Here is a 17,287-nt window from a genome sequence, read left to right as displayed (position 1 = left end):
ACAGGACTAAAAATACGATCTGGTGCGGCAAATTTGGTTGGATGGTGCCCGATTAGTTTAAAGCGGCTTTATTGACAGCTGTGCTGGAAGGAATGCAATGGGGTATTTGCACCCATTACTACCCGAAGATCCCAAGCGCATCGGTGTGTACATCCTGGTCGGCCGGCTCGACCAGGATCCAGGACACGCCGCCTACCTGGGACATCTTCCCGACGACGACATCATCCGCGTCATCCGCCTCCTCCCCGCCGAACCCGGGGCTCCCGACCCCAGGACACGGGAGCGGATCACCAACGAACTGCACGCCGCCAAGCGCGCGTCCGGAGCCCACGCCGCGAGACTGCTGGAGGTCGGCTGGTTCGACGACCGCCCGTACGTGGTCCGCGAGCACATCGAGGGACCCACGCTGCGGCAGGCGGTGGCCGAGGGCGGGCCGCTCACCGGGGACGCGCTGGAGCGGTTCGCCACCGGCACGCTCACCGCGCTGACCGCCCTCCACCTGTCCGGCCTCGCCCACGGGTCCCTCACCCCCGACACCGTGCTCCTCGGCCCGGACGGTCCCCGCGTCTTCGACATCGGGCTCGAACCCGTCACGGGCGAGCGGGAGCCGGACTACCGGGCCCCCGAGCACATTCGCGAGGAGGCCACCTCCGCGCCGGAGGCGAGCAAGCCCGCCGACCTCTTCGCCTGGGCGGCCACGGTCGTCTACGCCGCGACCGGACGGCCGCCCTTCGGCGGACTTGCCGAGAAGGTCCGGGAAGGCCACGCGGACCTGACCGGCCTGCCCGCGGAGCTGAGGCCACTCCTCGCCTCCTGCCTGGACGCGCGAGCCCGGGAGCGCCCGGACGCCAAGGCCGCCATGCTGCGCCTGCTGGGCGAGCCGGAGGTCACGGACGCACCGGCTCCTCTCCCCGGCATCGCCACCGGTCCCGCGATCCCCTCTCCTCCCGGCCCTGTCTCCGGCGTCCTGGGGCTCCCGGGCGTCCCCGGCACCGTCTCGGACGCCGGAACGGAGATCGGGGCACCGGATACCGGCGCGGGGGCGCGGCCGGGCACGGGGATCACGGGGATCACGGGGGAAGACGACTCATCACGAGGCGAGCAGGTTCCCGGTGCCGCCGCACCGCGACAGGCGGAGCCCGCGACGTCGGTCTGGGGAGCTCCGCAGCTTCCCCAGGTCGCGTCGGCCGCTCCCGGAGCCCCGGACCCGGCACCCGCGAAGGCGGTCAAGGACCGTCCGAGGACGGGCAACTTCTCGATGGCGCTCGCCGCCTGCGTCGGTGTGATCGTCCTGCTCTCCGGGCTCGGGATCTGGGCCGCCGGACGATACACCGCCCTGAGCGAGCAGCGGGCCTCCGCCGACGGCGCGCTCCCCGAGGTCTCGCTCGGGCTGGTGGACCGGTCACGGAACGAGCCGCAGGGGCAGGACCCCGTGCAGAACACCGGGGAGAACCCCTCGGGCAAGGTGACCGTGCCCTGGGGTACGACGCCCGACCCCGAGGTCGCCGAGGTGGGGCCGCTGCAACTGCCGAGCGACGCACCCACCGAGCTGCCTCAGGTCCCGGACATCGGCATGTACACCAACCCTCCGCCCGTGCCGACGGCACCGCTCACCGAGGCTCCGAACGTGCCCGGGGTGCCGAGTCCCACGGCCGGGGTGCCCTCGGCGGCGGAGACGTCCGCCCCCGCGGCCCAGCCGACGCCGACACCGACACCGTCGTTGACCGTCGAGCCGGAGGGGCCCCCGACCGGAACGCCGACCCCCGAGCCGAGTCCCACCCCCACCCCGGCCCCGCCCGGCACCCCCGAACCGACGCCGACCGCGCCCAGGGGAACCCCGACGCCGACCCCCACCATCGCGCCGACCCGTCCGGCCGCGAGACCGACGTCGTCCCCTGCCCCACCGTCCTGGAAGCCCTCGCACACCGCACGGCCCTCATGGACGTTCAGGCCCTCGCAGACGGCCAGGCCCTCGTGGACGTTCTCGCCCCCGAGTCCTTCGTCGTCCGCGCCGGCGCGGCGCGCCAACCCCTACACGCCGGAGAAGGTCTGCGGGCCGGGCTTCGTCGTGCAGCGGCAGTCCCCGTTCACGGGCGGGACTGTCTACCAGCTCTTCAACGCCGCCACGAAGAACACCTGCGTGGCCACCCTGAAGAACGAGAACGTGGGGGTCGCGTCCCCGCTCTGGGCCACCCTTGAGGTGCAGGGCAGCCGGGCCAAGACCGAACGAGGCAGCCACGAGTACTACCTGGGACCGATCATCGTCTCCGCCCAGGGCAAGTGCGTGCGCTTCAGCGGCGGTGGATCCGCCGGCTCCGCCTCCGTCGACTGGGGGAACTGCCGGTAATGCGCGGCCAGCGGGAGAGCATGCCGGGCATGTCCGGCAAACCGTACTCACCGACCGGGGACCCGGAGGCGGACCGGCTCCTCACGGTGATCGGGGAGCAGACGACCCGGATGGAGGAGGTCGGCCGGAACCTGGCCGAGGCCAGGGGCCACGGCCGGGCGGCCGACGGCCACGTGTCGGTGGAGGTGCTGGCCAGCGGCGCGCTGGCCGCCCTCCGCATCGACCCGCGTGCTCTCCGCCTGGGCTCCGAGGCCCTCGCGGAGGCGATCCTGGAGGCCTCGGGCGAGGCCGTCAGGGACGCGGCCGAACAGAGCGGCGCGCTGCTGAACTCCCTCCTGGAGGACCCCTTCGGGAACCAACCCCTCTGACCAGGTGACCGGTCGGCCCCGGTTCACCCTGGTCGTGGATCCGGCCCCGGGCTTTCGCCCGGGGCCGGATCCACGACGGGAGCACGGCGAGGGCCGACGAGGGCCGACGAGGGCCGACGAGGGCAGGGCCCCGCTCAGACCGGTGGCTTGGCCGCGCGGGAGCCGTGCACGATCACCTTGGAGACCCACTGCTCCCAGGTGGGGAGGGCGGGGTCCCCCTGGACCGTGTTGTCCGCCACGGTGTACGTGCCCGAGCCCACCAGCCGGGACATCAGGTTGCCCGCCGCGTCGTTGGGGAACGCCCTGCCCCATGGGCCGATCTTGGTCAGGTCGAAGGCCGCGTTGAAGGCCATGTTGCTGACGAAGCCCCGGCCGAACTGCTTGGTGTTCTCCCCCTCTCCGGTGACGTCGTTGCCGGTGAGGTCCTTCTTCACCCCGGCGAGATCGAAGATGCTCCACTGCAGCACCTGCTGGCCGCCCGCGTAGCCCACGCTGTCACCCAGGTAGTAGAACGAGTTGTAGATGATCTTCTCGACGCTGATCTTGAAGATCTTCATCTGCAGGATCGCGCGGCCCTTGAAGAACCTGTCCATGATCTGCTTCTGCACGGCCGCCCCGATGCCCGCCGTGGCCCAGCCCCAGGCCACCGTGTAGACCATGTTCATCCACGCCTGGACGGCGAGCACGATCAGCACGTACCGGGTGATCTCCACGGCCTGCGCGTAGTCGCGGCAGGCCTTCGCGATCGCCCGGCAGAACGTGGCGACCTCACCGGGATAGGGCCGGAAGGTGCCCGTCCACAGCGTGTTGAACTCCCGGACGGCCGCGCCGCCGTTGTTCTTCCAGACCTGCTCGGCGACACCGTTCGCGTCGGTGCCGGAGCCTTCGATGGTGTTGGCCAGGTTGTCCCAGATATCCGCTGCCGTGCGCAGCTTGTCGGGATCGCCTTCCGGCCAGCCCACGCCGAGCATGGACGTGACGAACGCGGCGGCCCCGAGGGAACCCGCCCCCATCGCGGTCTTGACCGGGTTGGCCCTGGCGAACGCCCCCACCGCCCCCAGGGGACCCGTGGGCAGGCCCAGGCCACTCATTCGAGCTCGGCCTTGCTGCCCGGAGCACCGATCTCGGGGCCGACGACCGCTTTGACCATCTCCCCGACCGTCGCCCAGTTCGCCCCGGTGACGTTCTCACCGACCAGGCCCAGGTTGTCGCCGATCTTGCGGTAGCCGTTCCCGATGCCCTCGACATGGCTCTTCGCCTCGTCGCGGGCGGCGAGGTAGCCGGTGCCCCCCGCGGCGCCCGCGAACTTCCGGCCGACCTCGTCGTTGCCCCAGAAGGCGCCCAGGGCGTCGAGGTCGGCCATCGCCTTGGCGAAGGCCGTGGCGAGCTCGTCGCTCTCGGCGTGAAAGTCTTCCTTACGTCTTTTCAGATCGGCCGGACTGATATCCGTCGGCTCCGAAGGAAATGACAAGAGAGCCCCCTGAACGTTACGCACGTTTTCCGGGTGAAACTATTCATCAATTGTTACGCGAGATGTTACGGGTAACGTTCTCCTTTGTTTCTTCCCGTTCACTTGTCCGTATCGGGCTGGGAGACGAACGCGGTCTGGATGAGGCGCACGCCGTTCCTCCGGTCGGACAGATAGGCGCGTCCCGGCGGCAGCGCGTGGGGCCGCACCCCGAACAGCACACCCTCGTCCTTGTGGCCCGACATCATCACGGCCGGGGTCGCCATGTCCTTGAGCCGTTGGAGCACCGGGTCGAACATGGCGCGTCCCGCGCCGCCCATCGCGCGGGCCAGCACCAGGTGCAGGCCGATGTCGCGGGCCTGGGGCAGCAGGTCGAGCAGCCCGCCGAGCGGGTTCGCGCCCGAGGCCACCACGTCGTAGTCGTCGACCACGATGTAGATGTCCGCCCCCTTCCACCAGCCGCGCGAGCGCAGTTCCTCCGGCGAGAGGTTCGCCGGGGGGAGCCGCTTGATCAGCGAATCCCTGAGCTCGCCGATGAACTCGGTGGCGGCCGTCGAGGAGGCCGCGTACCCGATGCGGTGCTCGGTGTAGGCGGCGTCCAGCAGCGAGCGGCGGTAGTCGATCACGACGAGGCGCGCCTTCGAGGGCTCGTGGCGGGCCACGACCCCCTCGGCCACCAGGCGCAGCAGGTTGGACTTGCCGCTCTCGTTGTCGCCGATCACGACCAGGTGCGGATCGGCGTCGAAGTCGGCGAGCACCGGCGAGAGGGTGCTCTCGTCGATGCCCAGCGGGATGCGCGCACCGGTCTCCTCGGGGCCCGGCAGGCTCTCGGGCGCCAGGACGGCGGGCAGCAGCCGCACCCTGGGAGCGGACGGGCCGTGCCAGGCGGCGGCGACGGACTCGACCATCGCCCGGGTGGCGGCGGGCAGGTCGTCGCTCCGGTCGCCGCCGTCGACGCGGGGCAGCGCGCTCAGGAAGTGCAGGCCCTCGCGGGTGAGGCCGCGCCCCGGCACGCCCTCGGGAACGGCCATCGCGGTCCTGCGGTTCACCTCCGACTCGTAGGCGTCACCCAGCCTCAGCTCCACCCGGGAACCGAACAGGTCGCGGATGGAGGGCCGGAACTCCGACCACTTGTTGGTCGCGGCGACCACGTGGATGCCGTAGCCGAGACCGCGGGCGGCCAGCTCGGTGATCGTGGGCTCCAGCGACTCGAACTCCTGGCGGACCGTGAGCCAGCCGTCGACCAGGAGGAACACGTCCCCGAAACCGCCGGGATCCACGGCCCCGGCGGCGATCTGGCGCCGGTAGGCGGCGATCGAGTCGACGCCCAGCTCGGCGAACTCCCGCTCTCGCCGCGCGAGCAGCGCGGTGACCTCGGCGACGGTACGGCGGACCCGGTCGCTGTCCATCCGGTTGGCCACCCCGCCGACGTGCGGCAGGCCCTCCAGCGAGGCGAGCGCGCCGCCGCCGAAGTCCAGGCAGTAGAACTGCACCTCGGCGGGGGTGTGGGTGAGGGCGAGGCCGGCGATCAGCGTACGAAGCACGGTGCTCTTGCCGCTCTGCGGCCCCCCGGCCACGGCCAGATGCCCGGCGGCGCCCGACAGGTCGAGCCAGTACGGGTCGCGCCGCTGCTCGAAGGGGCGGTCGACGACGCCGAGCAGCGCGTGCAGCCCCCCGCGCCCCTGCCAGTGCGCGGTCGTCAGCCCGTGCTGCGGGGTGACGGACAAAGGCGGCAGGAGCTGGTCGAGCGAGGGCGGCTCGGCCAGCGGCGGCAGCCAGATCCGGTGCGCGGGCGGACCCTGCCCGCCCAGCCTGCGGACCACGACGTCGAGCAGCGTGTCGCGCCCCGCGACGACGCTCTCGGGCTCCTCCTCCGGCTCGGCCTGGCGGGGAGGCGCGATGTAGGCGGGACCGTAGGGGACGATCTGCCGCCCCTCGGCGCGCTCGCGCCGCACGACCCGCCGCTCGGGAGTGTAGGGGCCGGAGACGTACGCGGCCTTGAAACGGACCATCCCCGTGGTGTCGAACTTCAGGAAGGCGTTGCCCGGCGCCGAGGGCAGTTCGTAGGCGTCGGTCACGCCGAGAACCACCCTGCTCTCCATCGCCGAGAAGGTCCGCAGGCCGATCCGGTACGACAGATGGGTGTCCAGGCCGCGCAGCCTGCCCTCCTCCAGCCGCTGCGAGGCCAGCAGCAGGTGAACCCCCAGGGACCTGCCGAGGCGGCCGATCATCACGAAGAGCTCGATGAACTCGGGCTTGGCCGACAGAAGCTCGCTGAACTCGTCCAGCACCACGAAGAGCGTGGGCATCGGGCGCAGGTCGGCCCCCTGCTCCCTGGCCTGCTCGTAGTCGCGCAACGAGGCGTAGTTCCCCGCGGCGCGGAGCAGTTCCTGGCGCCGTACCATCTCGCCGTGCAAAGCGGCGTGCATGCGGTCGACGAGCGGCAGCTCGTCGACGAGGTTGGTGATGACGGCCGAGACGTGCGGCAAAGAGTCCATGCCCAGGAAGGTCGCGCCGCCCTTGAAGTCGACGAGCACGAAGTTCAGGACCTCCGACGAGTGCGCGACGGCCAGCCCGAGCACCAGCGTGCGCAGCAGCTCGCTCTTTCCCGAGCCGGTGGCGCCGATGACGAGTCCGTGCGGGCCCATGCCGCCCTGCGCGGACTCCTTGATGTCCAGCTCGACCGGGCGCCCGTCGGTACCGACGCCGATCGGCACCCGCAGCCGGTTGCGCGGTGCCCTGGGACGCCAGAGCAGCGCCGGGTCCAGCCCCGCGGGGTCGCCGAGCCCCAGCAGCTCGGCCAGCGTGGTGTCGGCGGCGAGCGCGTCGCCGCCCCCGGCTCCGGCCGGTGAGCCACGCAACGGGGCGAGCCGCCTGGCGAGCCCGTCCGCCTGCAGGTACGAGAACCGGTCGGGCCTGCCGAGCGGGGTGACGACCTCCTTGCCCGCCTGGTCGGTGGTGACCCGGCTGAACAGGTCCTCGGTGACACGCAGCCTGAGCATCGTCTTCTCGCCCGCCGGCGTGGTGGTGCCGTCGAGGTCGATGAGGGTGACCCCCTCGATCGCGTCCGCGCCCAGCGGGGAGTCCTGCGGGACGTGCCCGCCGTCGATGATCACGATGTGGTACGGGAGCGCGTCGGGGGAGATCCCCGGCTTGAACCGTGCCCGGTTCTTGAAGTCGGCGCCCAGCAGCCGGTCGAGCTCGCCCAGGTCCTCGGTCATGAGGCGGACGGGCCCCGCCGCGTCGGTCTCGTGCGGGTGGAGGGCGTGCGGGAGCCACTTGACCCACTCCCAGTGGGCCATCCACTCCCTGGACGCGCACACCGCGATCCTGAGCTCGTCCGGCGAGTGGAAGACGGCGAGCTGGCCGACGAGCGCCCTGACCATGTCGCGGACGGCCGCCTCGGGGCCGGTGAGCCTCACCCTGGCGAAGGAGTGCAGGGAGATGGCGATGGGCAGGTCGGCCACCGTCGAGTGGGCGCGGACGAAGCGGCGCAGCGCCCCGGCGGACATGGCGTCCAGGTCCTCGACCGGCTTGGACTCCGGCGGTATGAGCTGGATCGCGAGACGCTGGGAGCCGGTGCCCACCCTGACGGCGCCGAAGTCGGCGTCCGAGGGGCGCCGCTCCCACAGGCGGGCGCTCAGCGCGATCGCCCAGAGGGCGTCGGGGGCGGGGCCGTTCCAGTCGAGCGCCTCACGTTGCCTGGCGGCCGCGCGCCTCACCTTGGCGCGGGTCTGGGACAGGTAGCGGAAGTAGTCGCGGCGCTGGCCGTTGATCCGTAGCTTGCGCTCCCCGCCCGCCCTGCCCATCTGGCCGACGGTCATACCGACCATGGAGAGCGCGAACATGCCGCTCGCCACGTACATGATCGGGTTTCCGCCGCCGCCCCCGGCGAACATCAGCCCCATCGCGGCGCCGCCCGCCACCATCGGCAGGTACATGAGCACCTGCGTGAACCCCGCCGAGGTGGTCTCCGGGATCTCCGGCGGCGACTCCAGGAGGATCTCGCCGCGCGGTGGTGCCGGAGGTGGGCGCCGCTCAGGACGCCGAACGACCACTATGCCCACTTCGCCCCCGATGTGAGTTAAGCAAATATCGTGCAGTCCGGATCACCGTAGCGAAACCGCCCCCGATGTTCGACGGGGTCTTCGAGAACGTCCCGGGACCGATACCGGATGATCGCTGGGGTGTGACTCCACCGCCCGTGACCGGATGATCAGGATGACTCCACTGCCCGCGGACCGGGTGGTCGCGGGCTGAACACCGTGCGGTTCGCCCCCCGACGGGTGCCGGATGATCGCGGAGGTGGCTACCATGCGCCCTGTGAACCAGGTGACCGCAATCTCCCTGTGCCGCATCACCGTCGTCACCCCGCGCCGCCGGGTCGACCTGGCGGTGCCCTCGGACCTCCCCCTCTCCCATCTGCTGCCCGACCTGCTCGCCGCCACCGGCGAGAGCGCCGAGGAGGTCGCGCCGGTCGGAGGATGGGGACTCCAGCGGATCGGCGCGGCACCCATGCCCCCCGGCGCGGGCCTGAACGAGCTGGGCATCAGGGACGGCGAGGTCCTCTACCTGCTGCCCCGCTCGTCCCAGCTGCCCGAGGCGGTCTTCGACGACGTCGCCGACACCGTGGCGACCGGCGTCAAGGAAAGGACCGGGCGCTGGCGGCCCGCGCACACCAGGGGCGTGGGGCTGGGCACCGCGGCGCTGTCGATGGTCGCCGCGGCCGTGGTGCTCGCGGTGAGCGGGCCTCCCTGGAGCCCGGTCGTCGCCTTCGCCGGAGCGTGCGCGATCCTCGCCGTCGTGGCGGGCGCCGCGCTCTCCAGAGCCCTGGGCGACGGACGTGCCGGCGCGATCATCGGCTACACCGCGCTGCCCCACGCCTTCCTCGCCGGGGCCTGCGCACCCGCTCCCCCCGCCGGCTCCGCCGCCTTCGGAGCGCCCAACCTGCTCGCCGGGTTCGCGGTGACCGCGCTGGTCGCCACCGTGACCGGCTGGGTCGTCGCCGAGGGCCTGCCCAACTTCTTCGGCGTCGGGCTGGCCGCGGTCATCGGGACGATCTGTTCGGCGGTCGTCATGTTCACCGGGGCGCCCGCCGCCGGTGTGGCCGCGGTGGCCGCCGCGGTGACCCTCGCCTGCGCACCGCTCATCCCGACGACGTCCTTCCGGCTGGCGCGGCTCCCGCTGCCCGCGCTGCCCGCCAACGCCGAGGAGTTGCGCGCCGACACCGAGGACATCGACGGCGCGGACATCCGGCGCCGCGCGACGGAGGCCGAACGGTTCGCGACCGGCCTCACCGCGGGCGTCGCCCTGGTGGCACTGGGCACGCTGCCCGCCCTGCTCACCGCGAGCGGATGGACCGCCCCCGCGACGTTGGTCACGCTCTCGCTCGCACTGCTGATGCGCGCCCGTGTCTTCCAGGGGACGGGTCAGCGTCTCTGGCTGCTCGGCTCAGGGCTGACCGGCCTGCTCGCACTCATCCTGGGCGTGGCGTTCACCACGCCCGGCTCGGCTCCGGCGGTCACGGTCGGCCTGGTGTGCGCGACGGCGGTGGCGGGCGGGATGGCGCTCTTCCTCCCCCAGCGGCGGCCCTCCCCGTTCTGGGGTCGCGCCGGGGACATCCTGGAGTTCTGCCTGATCCTCGCCCTGATCCCGCTCGCGCTCGGGGTGATGGACGTGTACGCGGCCATCAGGGGCCTGTCGGGCTGACCGGCGACAGCGCATCCCGACCGCGAGCTCGTCGACAGCGGTGAACGCCAGATACCGGTGCCGTTCACCGTTCGCGCTCTTTGCACTGATCGTCGATCACGCTTCTATGCTGTCGGCGACCGCGCACCCGACGAGGCGGAGGTGGGATGCAGACCCGTCGTGATCTCTATCAGGCGCACAAGCTGATGACCCAGCGCCTGGGCATGGCCCTGCTCCAGGGCGAGCCCGACGTGCCGGAGTCGCCGATGCGCAGGCAGAACGTCGCGACGTTCTGCGGCATCCTGGTCGCGGTGCTGGTGGCGGTGGCGTTCGGCGTCTACGGGCTGCTGCGTCCCGGCGGCGCCACCGCGCTCACCGAGCCGGGAACGGTGATCGTCGAGGAGGAGTCGGGCGCGACCTTCGTCTACAGCGCCACGCGGGGGCAGATGATCCCGGTCGCCAACGTGACCTCGGCCAGGCTGCTGCTCGGCGGCGGGCAGGGGGTGAAGGTCCGCACGGTCACCACGGCGTCACTCGCGAGCTTCCCCCGCGGGCTCCTGGTCGGCATCCCCGGCGCCCCCGAGTCGCTGCCGCCCCGCGAGCGGCTCGTCCGCGCCCCCTGGTCGGCCTGCGTGGTCGAGGGCGTGGACACCGCGGGGACACGTACCCCGCACACCTCGCTCGTCGGCGGCTTCTCGGTCGGCGGCACCCCGCTCGGCCAGGACACCGCGATGGTCGTGCAGGAGGGTTCGCAGACCTGGCTGCTCTGGTCGGACCGGCGGATGCGGGTGCCGCAGAAGAGCCTGCGGGCACTGACCGAGGAGCAGCCCCGGCAGGTCCCCGCGGCCTGGCTCAACGCGCTGCCCATCGGCCCCGACTTCAGCGCCCCGGCGCTCGCGGCCCGCGGCAGGGTGATGCGCGGCCCCGACGGGGGGCGCTCCGCCGCGGGCCGGATCTACACCGTGCGGGCCACGTCGGGGGACACCGCCAAGTGGTACGTCCTGCTCCCCGACGGCCTGGCCGCGCTCACCCCAGCCCAGGCCGAACTCCTGCTCCAGGACCCGGCGAGCAAGAGGGCGTACGGCAGGGCGCCGGTGCGCGCCGTGGAGATCGACGCCGCGACCGCGAACGGGATGCGGCGCTCGGCCACCCGCTTCGATCCCGCGGGGCTTCCCGCCACCATGCCCCGGGTCGTCGCCCCCGATCCCGCCTCGCCGGTGTGCGCGGTCTACGCCGAGACCGAGCGCGGATCGACGCGGGCGCGGCTCACCGTCGGCAGCACCATGCGCATTCCCGCACCGCCGGCGGGCCGCTTCGACCAGGACTCGGTGGACCAGGTCGTGCTCCCGCCGGGCACCGCGTCGCTGGTGGGCGTGCTGCCGGGGAACGACAGGCTGGACGCGGTCACCTCGGTCTTCCTCGTCAGCGACCAGGGGCGACGGCACGCGATCACCGCGACGGAGTCGCTGGCGAGCCTCGGCTACACGGCGGCGGACGTCGCGCCGCTGCCCGCGCACATCGTGCATCTGATCCCGCAGGGACCCGCGCTCAGCCGGACGGCGGCGGGAGTCCCGGTGCCCGTGGGACAACCGTGATCCCCGTTATCAACGGTACATCTGTTCGTTACAGGTGAGAGATGCGATGGTTGTCCACTTTGTAATGATCGAAAGACCCATGTCAGTCGAACACCATGGAGGTGTCACGTGGTTCAGAGGACCACCGCGTACCATTCGCGGCTTGGTGAGGCGTCACAGAAGACCGACGACGCCAAGGGCACGATCAACCAGATCAAGACCCAGCTCGACGGCCACCGGGGCGAGCTGCGCTCCGGCTGGGACGGCCAGTCCGCGGTCTCCTTCGACGGCGTGTTCAACGCCTGGAGCACCGAGATGACCAACATCCTGCGCGAGCTCGAGGGCCTGTCGATCAAGCTCAAGAACATCCAGAAGAACTACGAGACGGCCCAGGAGAACCAGACCGCCGTCTCGCAGCGGCTCGGGGCCGACATCAACAGCTGACAGCTCAGAAACGGGGATCACCATGGCTAGCGACTTTGACCGCACTCTTGTCGACTTCGGCCAGATGGACCGCTCTGCCGCGGACTTCGCGCGGCAGTGGCAGATGTTGGAAGGGACCCTCCAGAACCTGGAAGGGGACCTCGACCGGTTGCTCGGCGACTGGGAGGGCGACGCCCGCACGGCCTACTACGGCGCCCGTGCGCAGTGGGACGCCGCGTCCGGCCGGATGGCCGCGCTGCTCCAGCGTCTCGGTGGCGTCATCGAGATCGGCAGGGAGAACTTCGCGAACACCGAGAAGGTCAACGTCACGATGTTCGACGGACGCTGACCCCGCGAACGGGGCGGGTCACGGCGCTGCCGCGGCCCATGTCACCGGGGAGAACCAACCGGGTCGCGGCGTCGCCGCGGCCCCTTCAGTAACGGGGAGAGAGGCATGTTACCTCCCGAAGACAGAGTCGCGCCCCCCTGGCCAGGCCTCGACAAGGACCGTCCGGCCGTCGAGATCAAGCGCGACCGGATCAAGCAGCTCCTCAAGGCCCTTGAGGAGGACGTCGCGCGCCTTGAGGGCTCGAACGAGGGCGCCCTGCAGGACATGCGGGCCATGACCAACCTGACCGAGACCCACTTCGGCGCATGGGACACCGCCAAGGACGTCGCCAGGACCGCGGGCAAGGCCCACATGAAGGTCGGCACGGTATACCAGGACACCATCGTCAAATACCGGGCCGCGATCGAGCTGCTGCGCGTCGCCGCCTACAACTACCAGGACGCCGAGCAGGCCAGCACCACGAACAAGGCGGGCTGAGGCGATGGGCAACGACCACGCGCTTCACCACATCAAGTTCGACGGTGAGGGACCTCCTGGGATCGGCAGCCGTGGCCACTACAGCGGCTACAGCGCCGAAGAGATCAAGGTGATGCTGCAGAACACCAACCCGCGGGCCATCGAGGACGCGGGCCACGCCTACAGTTCCGCCGCGTCCACACTGCGCGCCAGCCACACCCTCATCCGGCAGATCGCCGGAGAACTCGCCCAGGTCTGGAGCGGTGACGCCTCGATCGAGGCGCAGAACGCGCTCCAACTGGTCCACAAGACGGTCAACGAGCTGTCCACCCGCTGCGGCCAGCTCGGGCCACCACTGACCCACTACGGCAGGGAGGTCCTTCCCAAGTACATCGAGTACGCCAACAGCAGGCCCTCGATGGGCTTCCTCGACGGGGTCGACTTCCTTCCGGGAGACGACATCGCCGTCGGGAAGGTCGGTGACACGTATCTCTTCACCAACAAGTCGACGAACGACTTCGCCCGCGAGGACCTGATGGCCCTCAACCAGGAGCTGGTCAACCTCTACGACCGCATTCCCGCGACCGTGGAGAAGGACCTGCCCCAGTTGAGCGGCGCGGCCGACCCCGCGCTCACCAACCAGAACTACCCCGGCGGCCTGGGAGGCTATCCGGGAGGCGGGGGTTACGCCGGGGGCGGCGGCATACCCGGCGGCTACGGCGGGGGTGGCGTCGGAGGGCTGCCCGGTTTCTCGGGCGGTTATCCGGGAGGCTCGGGGAGCGGCTATCCGAGCGGGAGCGACTATCCCGGCGTCTCCCACCCCTCCGTCCCGGCCTATCCCGGCGGTCCCGGCGCGGGCAATCCGGGTACGGGACTTCCCGGTCCCGGTGCTCCCGGCACGGGCCTTCCCGGCACGGAGCTTCCCGGTCCGGGTGTTCCCGGCACGGGCCTGCCGGGCAACGGCAACCTTCCGCCCGGACACACCGACCCGACGGTTTTGAACCCGAACGACCCGCGCGCGGGCCTGGATCCGAACGATCCGCGCAACACCAAGCTGGCCGGTTTCGAGCCCACCGTGCCCGGCCCCGGAACCGGGCTCGGTCCCGGCACGGGAGCCGGTCCCGGCACCGGGCTCGGCCCCGGAACCGGTCTGCCCCCCTACACCGGGGGCGGTGGAGGGGGCGCGGGTCCCACCGTGTTCGGCCAGAACGGTCCCGCGGGGCCGAGTTCCTGGGTCGGCAACGGCGGCACCACCGGGACCGGTGGTGGTCTCGGCGGCGTCGGCGGGGTCGGCGGCCCGAGGCTCGACGGCCGTGGCGGCATGGGCATGGGCGGCATGCCGTTCATGCCCATGAGCGGCGCGGCGGGCCAGGGAGACCAGGACCGCGAACGCTCCACCTGGCTCACCGAGGACGAGGACGTGTGGGGTGGTGACCGCGGTACCGCGCCGCCCGTGATCAACTGATCGGACCGCGCGGAGGGCACCGCCTTCCCGGCAGCCCCCCGCGCGGTCCGCCCTCCCTCCCCGAGGGGCCGTGATCTCGGCTCCTCATAGAGTGAGGGGATGAGACTTACGAAATTCGGGCACGCGTGTGTCCGCCTGGAGAAGGACGACTCCGCCCTCGTGATCGACCCGGGCTCCTTCAGCGAGGAGTCCGCGCTCGACGGGGCACAGGCCGTGCTCATCACCCACGAGCACTTCGACCACGTGGACGCCGACCGGCTGCGCCGGGCCGCCGAGGCGAACCCGTCCCTGGAGATCTGGACGAACGAGGGCGTGGCCGCCACGCTCACCGACGTGCCCGCGAAGATCCAGGTGGTACGGCACGGCGACGCCTTCGACACGGCCGGTTTCGGGGTGAAGGTCGTCGGTGAGTGGCACGCCCCCAACCACCCGGACCTGCCGATCGTGCGCAACGTCGGCTTCCTGGTGGACGAGGAGGTCTTCTACGCGGGTGACGCGTTCACCCTTCCCGGTGTCGAGGTGCCGACGCTCCTGGTGCCGACCAACGCGCCGTGGATGAAGGCGTCGGAGATGGTCGAGTATCTCCGCCGGATCCGTCCGGCCCGTGCCTTCTCCACCCACGACGGCCTGATCAACGACATCGGGCTCCGGCTGGTCGACATGTGGCTGGAGATGGAGTCGGACAAACAGAAGGCCGACATGCGCCGCCTCAAGCCCGGCGAGTCGGTCACCCTGCCCTAGCCTCAGGAGGCCGAGGCGATGGTGGCCGAGCCGATCACGGTGTCGCCGAGATAGAGCACGGCCGCCTGCCCCGCCGCGACCCCGGTGGCCGGGTCGTCCAGCGTGATGTGGACCTCCCCGCCGGAGAGCTGGGCACGGCAGCCGTACACCTCGCCGTGGGCGCGGAGCTGGACCGTGCAGGCCAGTGGCTCGCGCGGCTCGTCCACCGGGCCGTTCCAGACCGGCCGCTCCGCGACGATGGTCGTGACCTGGAGGGACGAGCGCGGTCCGACGGTGACGGTGTTGGAGACCGGCTCGATGGAGAGCACGTAGCGCGGGCGGCCGTCGGGGGCCGGGCGGTCGATGCGCAGGCCCTTGCGCTGGCCGATCGTGAAGCCGTAGGCACCCTCGTGGCCACCCACGACCTCGCCGGACTCGTCGACGATCGGGCCGTGCTCCGCGCCGAGGCGGTCGGCGAGGAAGCCTCGGGTGTCGCCGTCGGCGATGAAACAGATGTCGTGACTGTCGGGCTTGTCGGCCACCATGAGGCCACGCCGCGCGGCCTCCTCACGGACCTGGGCCTTGGTGGAGTCACCCAGTGGGAAGATCGCGTGAGAGAGCTGCTCCCTGGTGAGCACGCCCAGGACGTACGACTGGTCCTTGCCCTGGTCGGGGCTGCGGCTCAGGACACCGTCCGTGATCCGCGCGTGGTGCCCGGTGGCCACCGCGTCGAAGCCCAGCGCGAGAGCCCGGTCGAGCACCGCCTCAAACTTGATCTTCTCGTTGCAGCGCAGGCACGGGTTGGGCGTGCGTCCGGCGGCGTACTCGCTGACGAAGTCCTCGACCACGTCCCGGTGGAACCGCTCGGCCATGTCCCAGATGTAGAAGGGGATGCCGATCACGTCGGCGGCCCTGCGGGCGTCTCGCGAGTCCTCGACCGTACAGCACCCGCGGGCGCCGGTCCGATAGGACTGGGGGTTGGCGGAGAGGGCGAGGTGGACACCGGTGACGTCATGGCCCGCCTCGGCGATGCGGGCGGCCGCCACTGCGGAGTCGACGCCACCGGACATGGCGGCAAGCACACGAAGACTCATAACCCCTTGAGCCTACCCGCGTCGGGCGCCCACCCCCGTCGGATCAGGAGGCCCCTGGGCCGTGAACCGGCTCGCGCCCGGCCGAGAGACCGGGAGCCCCGGAAACACGGACCGCCCCGCCCGAGATTCGGCACGTGCCCGGTACGACGGACACCTGTACGACGAGGATCAGCTCATGCCCGCACGGCGGGCGCGCTCGACGACGAGGCCGATGACCTCGACGAGCCGGTCCACGTCCTCCTCGGTCGAGGTGTGCCCCAGGGAGAAGCGCAGCGAGCCGCGGGCCCGCACCCCGTCGGCGCCCATCGCGAGCAGCACGTGGGAGGGCTGGGCCACCCCGGCCGAGCAGGCCGAACCGGTCGAGCACTCCACTCCCTTGGCGTCCAGCAGCATGAGCAGGGCGTCGCCCTCGCAGCCGGGGAAGGAGAAGTGGGCGTTGCCGGGGAGGCGGCTCACCGGGTCGCCGTTGAGGATCACGCCGGGCACCGCCTGGCGGACCCGGTGGATGAGGTCGTCGCGGAGCCCGGTCAGCCGGGCGGAGGTCTCGGCCTGCCTGGTCACCGCGGCCCGCACCGCCGTGGCGAAACCGGCGACGGAGGGGGCGTCGAGCGTACCGGAGCGGATGTCGCGCTCCTGGCCGCCGCCGTGCAGCACCGGCATCGGGTCGACGCCCCTGGCGAGCAGCAGGGCGCCGACGCCCATCGGGCCGCCGACCTTGTGCCCGGAGATCGTCAGCGCGTCGACCCCCGAGTCGGCGAAGTCCAGGGGAAGCTGGCCGACGGCCTGGACCGCGTCGGTGTGGAAGGGGATGCCGTGCTCCCGGGCGATCGCGGCGAGCTCGTGGACCGGCTGGATGGTGCCGACCTCGTTGTTGGCCCACATCACGCTGACCAGGGCGACGCTCGCCGGGTCACGCTCGATGGCGTCGCGGAGGGTCTGCGGGTGCACCCGGCCGACCTCGTCGACGTCGAGCAGCTCGACGGTCGCGCCCTGGTGGTCGCTCAGCCAGTGCGCGGGGTCCAGGGCGGCGTGGTGCTCCACCGCGCTGATCAGGATCCTGTCGGCGCCCCCGGCGCGACGGGCCCAGTACAGGCCCTTCACCGCGAGGTTGTCGGCCTCGGTGCCGCCCGCCGTGAAGACGACCTCGCTGGGCCTGGCGCCGAGCGCGGCGGCGATGGTCTCCCTCGACTCCTCGACGACCTGGCGGGTGCGGCGACCGGCGGCGTGCAGGGACGACGCGTTGCCGACCCGGCCGAACTGGGCTGTCATCGCCTCGATCGCCTCGGGAAGCATCGGCGTGGTCGCCGCATGATCGAGATAGGCGGGCTTCACGGC

General features: G+C 71.6%; 14 protein-coding genes. 9 read left to right on the top strand and 5 right to left on the bottom strand.

Translation table 11 applies throughout. The annotated features are described in order from the left end of the window. Nucleotides 1-97 precede the first annotated feature (97 nt). Together ACFY3V_RS26985 and ACFY3V_RS26980 are read left to right on the top strand one after the other, a co-directional pair. Nucleotides 98-2,347 (top strand): serine/threonine protein kinase, encoded by a 2,250-nt coding sequence (locus ACFY3V_RS26985; protein WP_362899398.1) that lies wholly within the window; start codon nucleotides 98-100, stop codon nucleotides 2,345-2,347. A 29-nt stretch (nucleotides 2,348-2,376) separates the two neighbouring features. Further along, the gene (locus ACFY3V_RS26980; protein WP_389777310.1) at nucleotides 2,377-2,715 is read left to right on the top strand and encodes a YbaB/EbfC family nucleoid-associated protein; all 339 of its coding nucleotides are present in this window, start codon (nucleotides 2,377-2,379) and stop codon (nucleotides 2,713-2,715) included. A gap of 134 nt (nucleotides 2,716-2,849) precedes the next feature. Here ACFY3V_RS26980 and ACFY3V_RS26975 read toward each other — a convergent pair whose 3' ends face one another. From ACFY3V_RS26975 to eccCa, 3 genes are all read right to left on the bottom strand, one after another. Next, nucleotides 2,850-3,806 carry a hypothetical protein gene (locus tag ACFY3V_RS26975; protein WP_389777307.1) on the bottom strand — a complete coding sequence of 319 codons (957 nt, stop codon included), beginning with the start codon at nucleotides 3,804-3,806 and terminating at the stop codon, nucleotides 2,850-2,852. Next, nucleotides 3,803-4,186 carry a hypothetical protein gene (locus ACFY3V_RS26970; protein ID WP_362899394.1) on the bottom strand — a complete coding sequence of 128 codons (384 nt, stop codon included), beginning with the start codon at nucleotides 4,184-4,186 and terminating at the stop codon, nucleotides 3,803-3,805. Before ACFY3V_RS26970 ends, ACFY3V_RS26975 begins: the two co-directional genes overlap by 4 nt. 98 nt (nucleotides 4,187-4,284) lie before the next feature. Beyond that, nucleotides 4,285-8,241, bottom strand: a complete 3,957-nt coding sequence (gene eccCa / locus ACFY3V_RS26965; RefSeq protein WP_389777304.1) for a type VII secretion protein EccCa — start codon at nucleotides 8,239-8,241, stop codon at nucleotides 4,285-4,287. A gap of 265 nt (nucleotides 8,242-8,506) precedes the next feature. On the opposite strand from eccCa, the gene eccD reads away from it, so the two are divergent. The 7 genes from eccD to ACFY3V_RS26930 all read left to right on the top strand — a co-directional run bounded on the left by eccD (nucleotide 8,507) and on the right by ACFY3V_RS26930 (nucleotide 14,879). Further along, a complete protein-coding gene (gene eccD, locus ACFY3V_RS26960; RefSeq protein ID WP_389777301.1) occupies nucleotides 8,507-9,892 on the top strand; it encodes a type VII secretion integral membrane protein EccD in 1,386 nt (461 codons plus the stop codon). A 146-nt stretch (nucleotides 9,893-10,038) separates the two neighbouring features. Beyond that, nucleotides 10,039-11,466 (top strand): type VII secretion protein EccB, encoded by a 1,428-nt coding sequence (gene eccB, locus ACFY3V_RS26955; RefSeq protein WP_389777298.1) that lies wholly within the window; start codon nucleotides 10,039-10,041, stop codon nucleotides 11,464-11,466. 108 nt (nucleotides 11,467-11,574) lie between these two features. Continuing rightward, nucleotides 11,575-11,889, top strand: a complete 315-nt coding sequence (locus ACFY3V_RS26950; protein WP_350947590.1) for a WXG100 family type VII secretion target — start codon at nucleotides 11,575-11,577, stop codon at nucleotides 11,887-11,889. 22 nt (nucleotides 11,890-11,911) lie between these two features. Then, complete coding sequence (locus ACFY3V_RS26945) at nucleotides 11,912-12,217, top strand: WXG100 family type VII secretion target (RefSeq protein ID WP_350947589.1); 306 nt, start codon at nucleotides 11,912-11,914, stop codon at nucleotides 12,215-12,217. Nucleotides 12,218-12,322: 105 nt separating this feature from the next. Continuing rightward, a complete protein-coding gene (locus tag ACFY3V_RS26940) occupies nucleotides 12,323-12,694 on the top strand; it encodes a hypothetical protein (protein ID WP_362921008.1) in 372 nt (123 codons plus the stop codon). Between the two features lie 4 nt (nucleotides 12,695-12,698). Beyond that, nucleotides 12,699-14,138: a WXG100 family type VII secretion target gene (locus ACFY3V_RS26935; RefSeq protein ID WP_362921006.1), complete on the top strand. Its 1,440-nt coding sequence runs from the start codon at nucleotides 12,699-12,701 to the stop codon at nucleotides 14,136-14,138. 99 nt (nucleotides 14,139-14,237) lie between these two features. Beyond that, nucleotides 14,238-14,879 carry an MBL fold metallo-hydrolase gene (locus tag ACFY3V_RS26930; RefSeq protein ID WP_350947586.1) on the top strand — a complete coding sequence of 214 codons (642 nt, stop codon included), beginning with the start codon at nucleotides 14,238-14,240 and terminating at the stop codon, nucleotides 14,877-14,879. A 2-nt stretch (nucleotides 14,880-14,881) separates the two neighbouring features. On the opposite strand, the gene mnmA is transcribed toward ACFY3V_RS26930, so the two are convergent. Then, entirely contained in the window at nucleotides 14,882-15,952 is a 1,071-nt protein-coding gene (gene mnmA / locus ACFY3V_RS26925; protein WP_350947585.1) for a tRNA 2-thiouridine(34) synthase MnmA, read from the bottom strand. A gap of 168 nt (nucleotides 15,953-16,120) precedes the next feature. Then, complete coding sequence (locus ACFY3V_RS26920) at nucleotides 16,121-17,284, bottom strand: cysteine desulfurase family protein (protein ID WP_350947584.1); 1,164 nt, start codon at nucleotides 17,282-17,284, stop codon at nucleotides 16,121-16,123. Nucleotides 17,285-17,287: the final 3 nt, after the last annotated feature.

Origin of the sequence: Streptosporangium sp. NPDC000095, from assembly GCF_042899335.1 — a bacterium.
Classification (GTDB): Bacteria; Actinomycetota; Actinomycetes; order Streptosporangiales; family Streptosporangiaceae; genus Streptosporangium.
Note: the sequence above shows the minus strand (reverse complement) of the source record. Positions and strands in the feature narration are given on the sequence as shown.

What these genes read in the sequence shown, in the direction of transcription:
- ACFY3V_RS26985 (WP_362899398.1), top strand. Translation starts at nt 98, where the DNA reads ATGGGGTATTTGCACCCATTACTACCCGAAGATCCCAAGCGCATCGGT.
- ACFY3V_RS26980 (WP_389777310.1), top strand. Translation starts at nt 2,377, where the DNA reads ATGTCCGGCAAACCGTACTCACCGACCGGGGACCCGGAGGCGGACCGG.
- ACFY3V_RS26975 (WP_389777307.1), bottom strand. Translation starts at nt 3,806, where the DNA reads ATGAGTGGCCTGGGCCTGCCCACGGGTCCCCTGGGGGCGGTGGGGGCG.
- eccB (WP_389777298.1), top strand. Translation starts at nt 10,039, where the DNA reads ATGCAGACCCGTCGTGATCTCTATCAGGCGCACAAGCTGATGACCCAG.
- ACFY3V_RS26945 (WP_350947589.1), top strand. Translation starts at nt 11,912, where the DNA reads ATGGCTAGCGACTTTGACCGCACTCTTGTCGACTTCGGCCAGATGGAC.
- ACFY3V_RS26940 (WP_362921008.1), top strand. Translation starts at nt 12,323, where the DNA reads ATGTTACCTCCCGAAGACAGAGTCGCGCCCCCCTGGCCAGGCCTCGAC.
- ACFY3V_RS26935 (WP_362921006.1), top strand. Translation starts at nt 12,699, where the DNA reads ATGGGCAACGACCACGCGCTTCACCACATCAAGTTCGACGGTGAGGGA.
- ACFY3V_RS26930 (WP_350947586.1), top strand. Translation starts at nt 14,238, where the DNA reads ATGAGACTTACGAAATTCGGGCACGCGTGTGTCCGCCTGGAGAAGGAC.
- mnmA (WP_350947585.1), bottom strand. Translation starts at nt 15,952, where the DNA reads ATGAGTCTTCGTGTGCTTGCCGCCATGTCCGGTGGCGTCGACTCCGCA.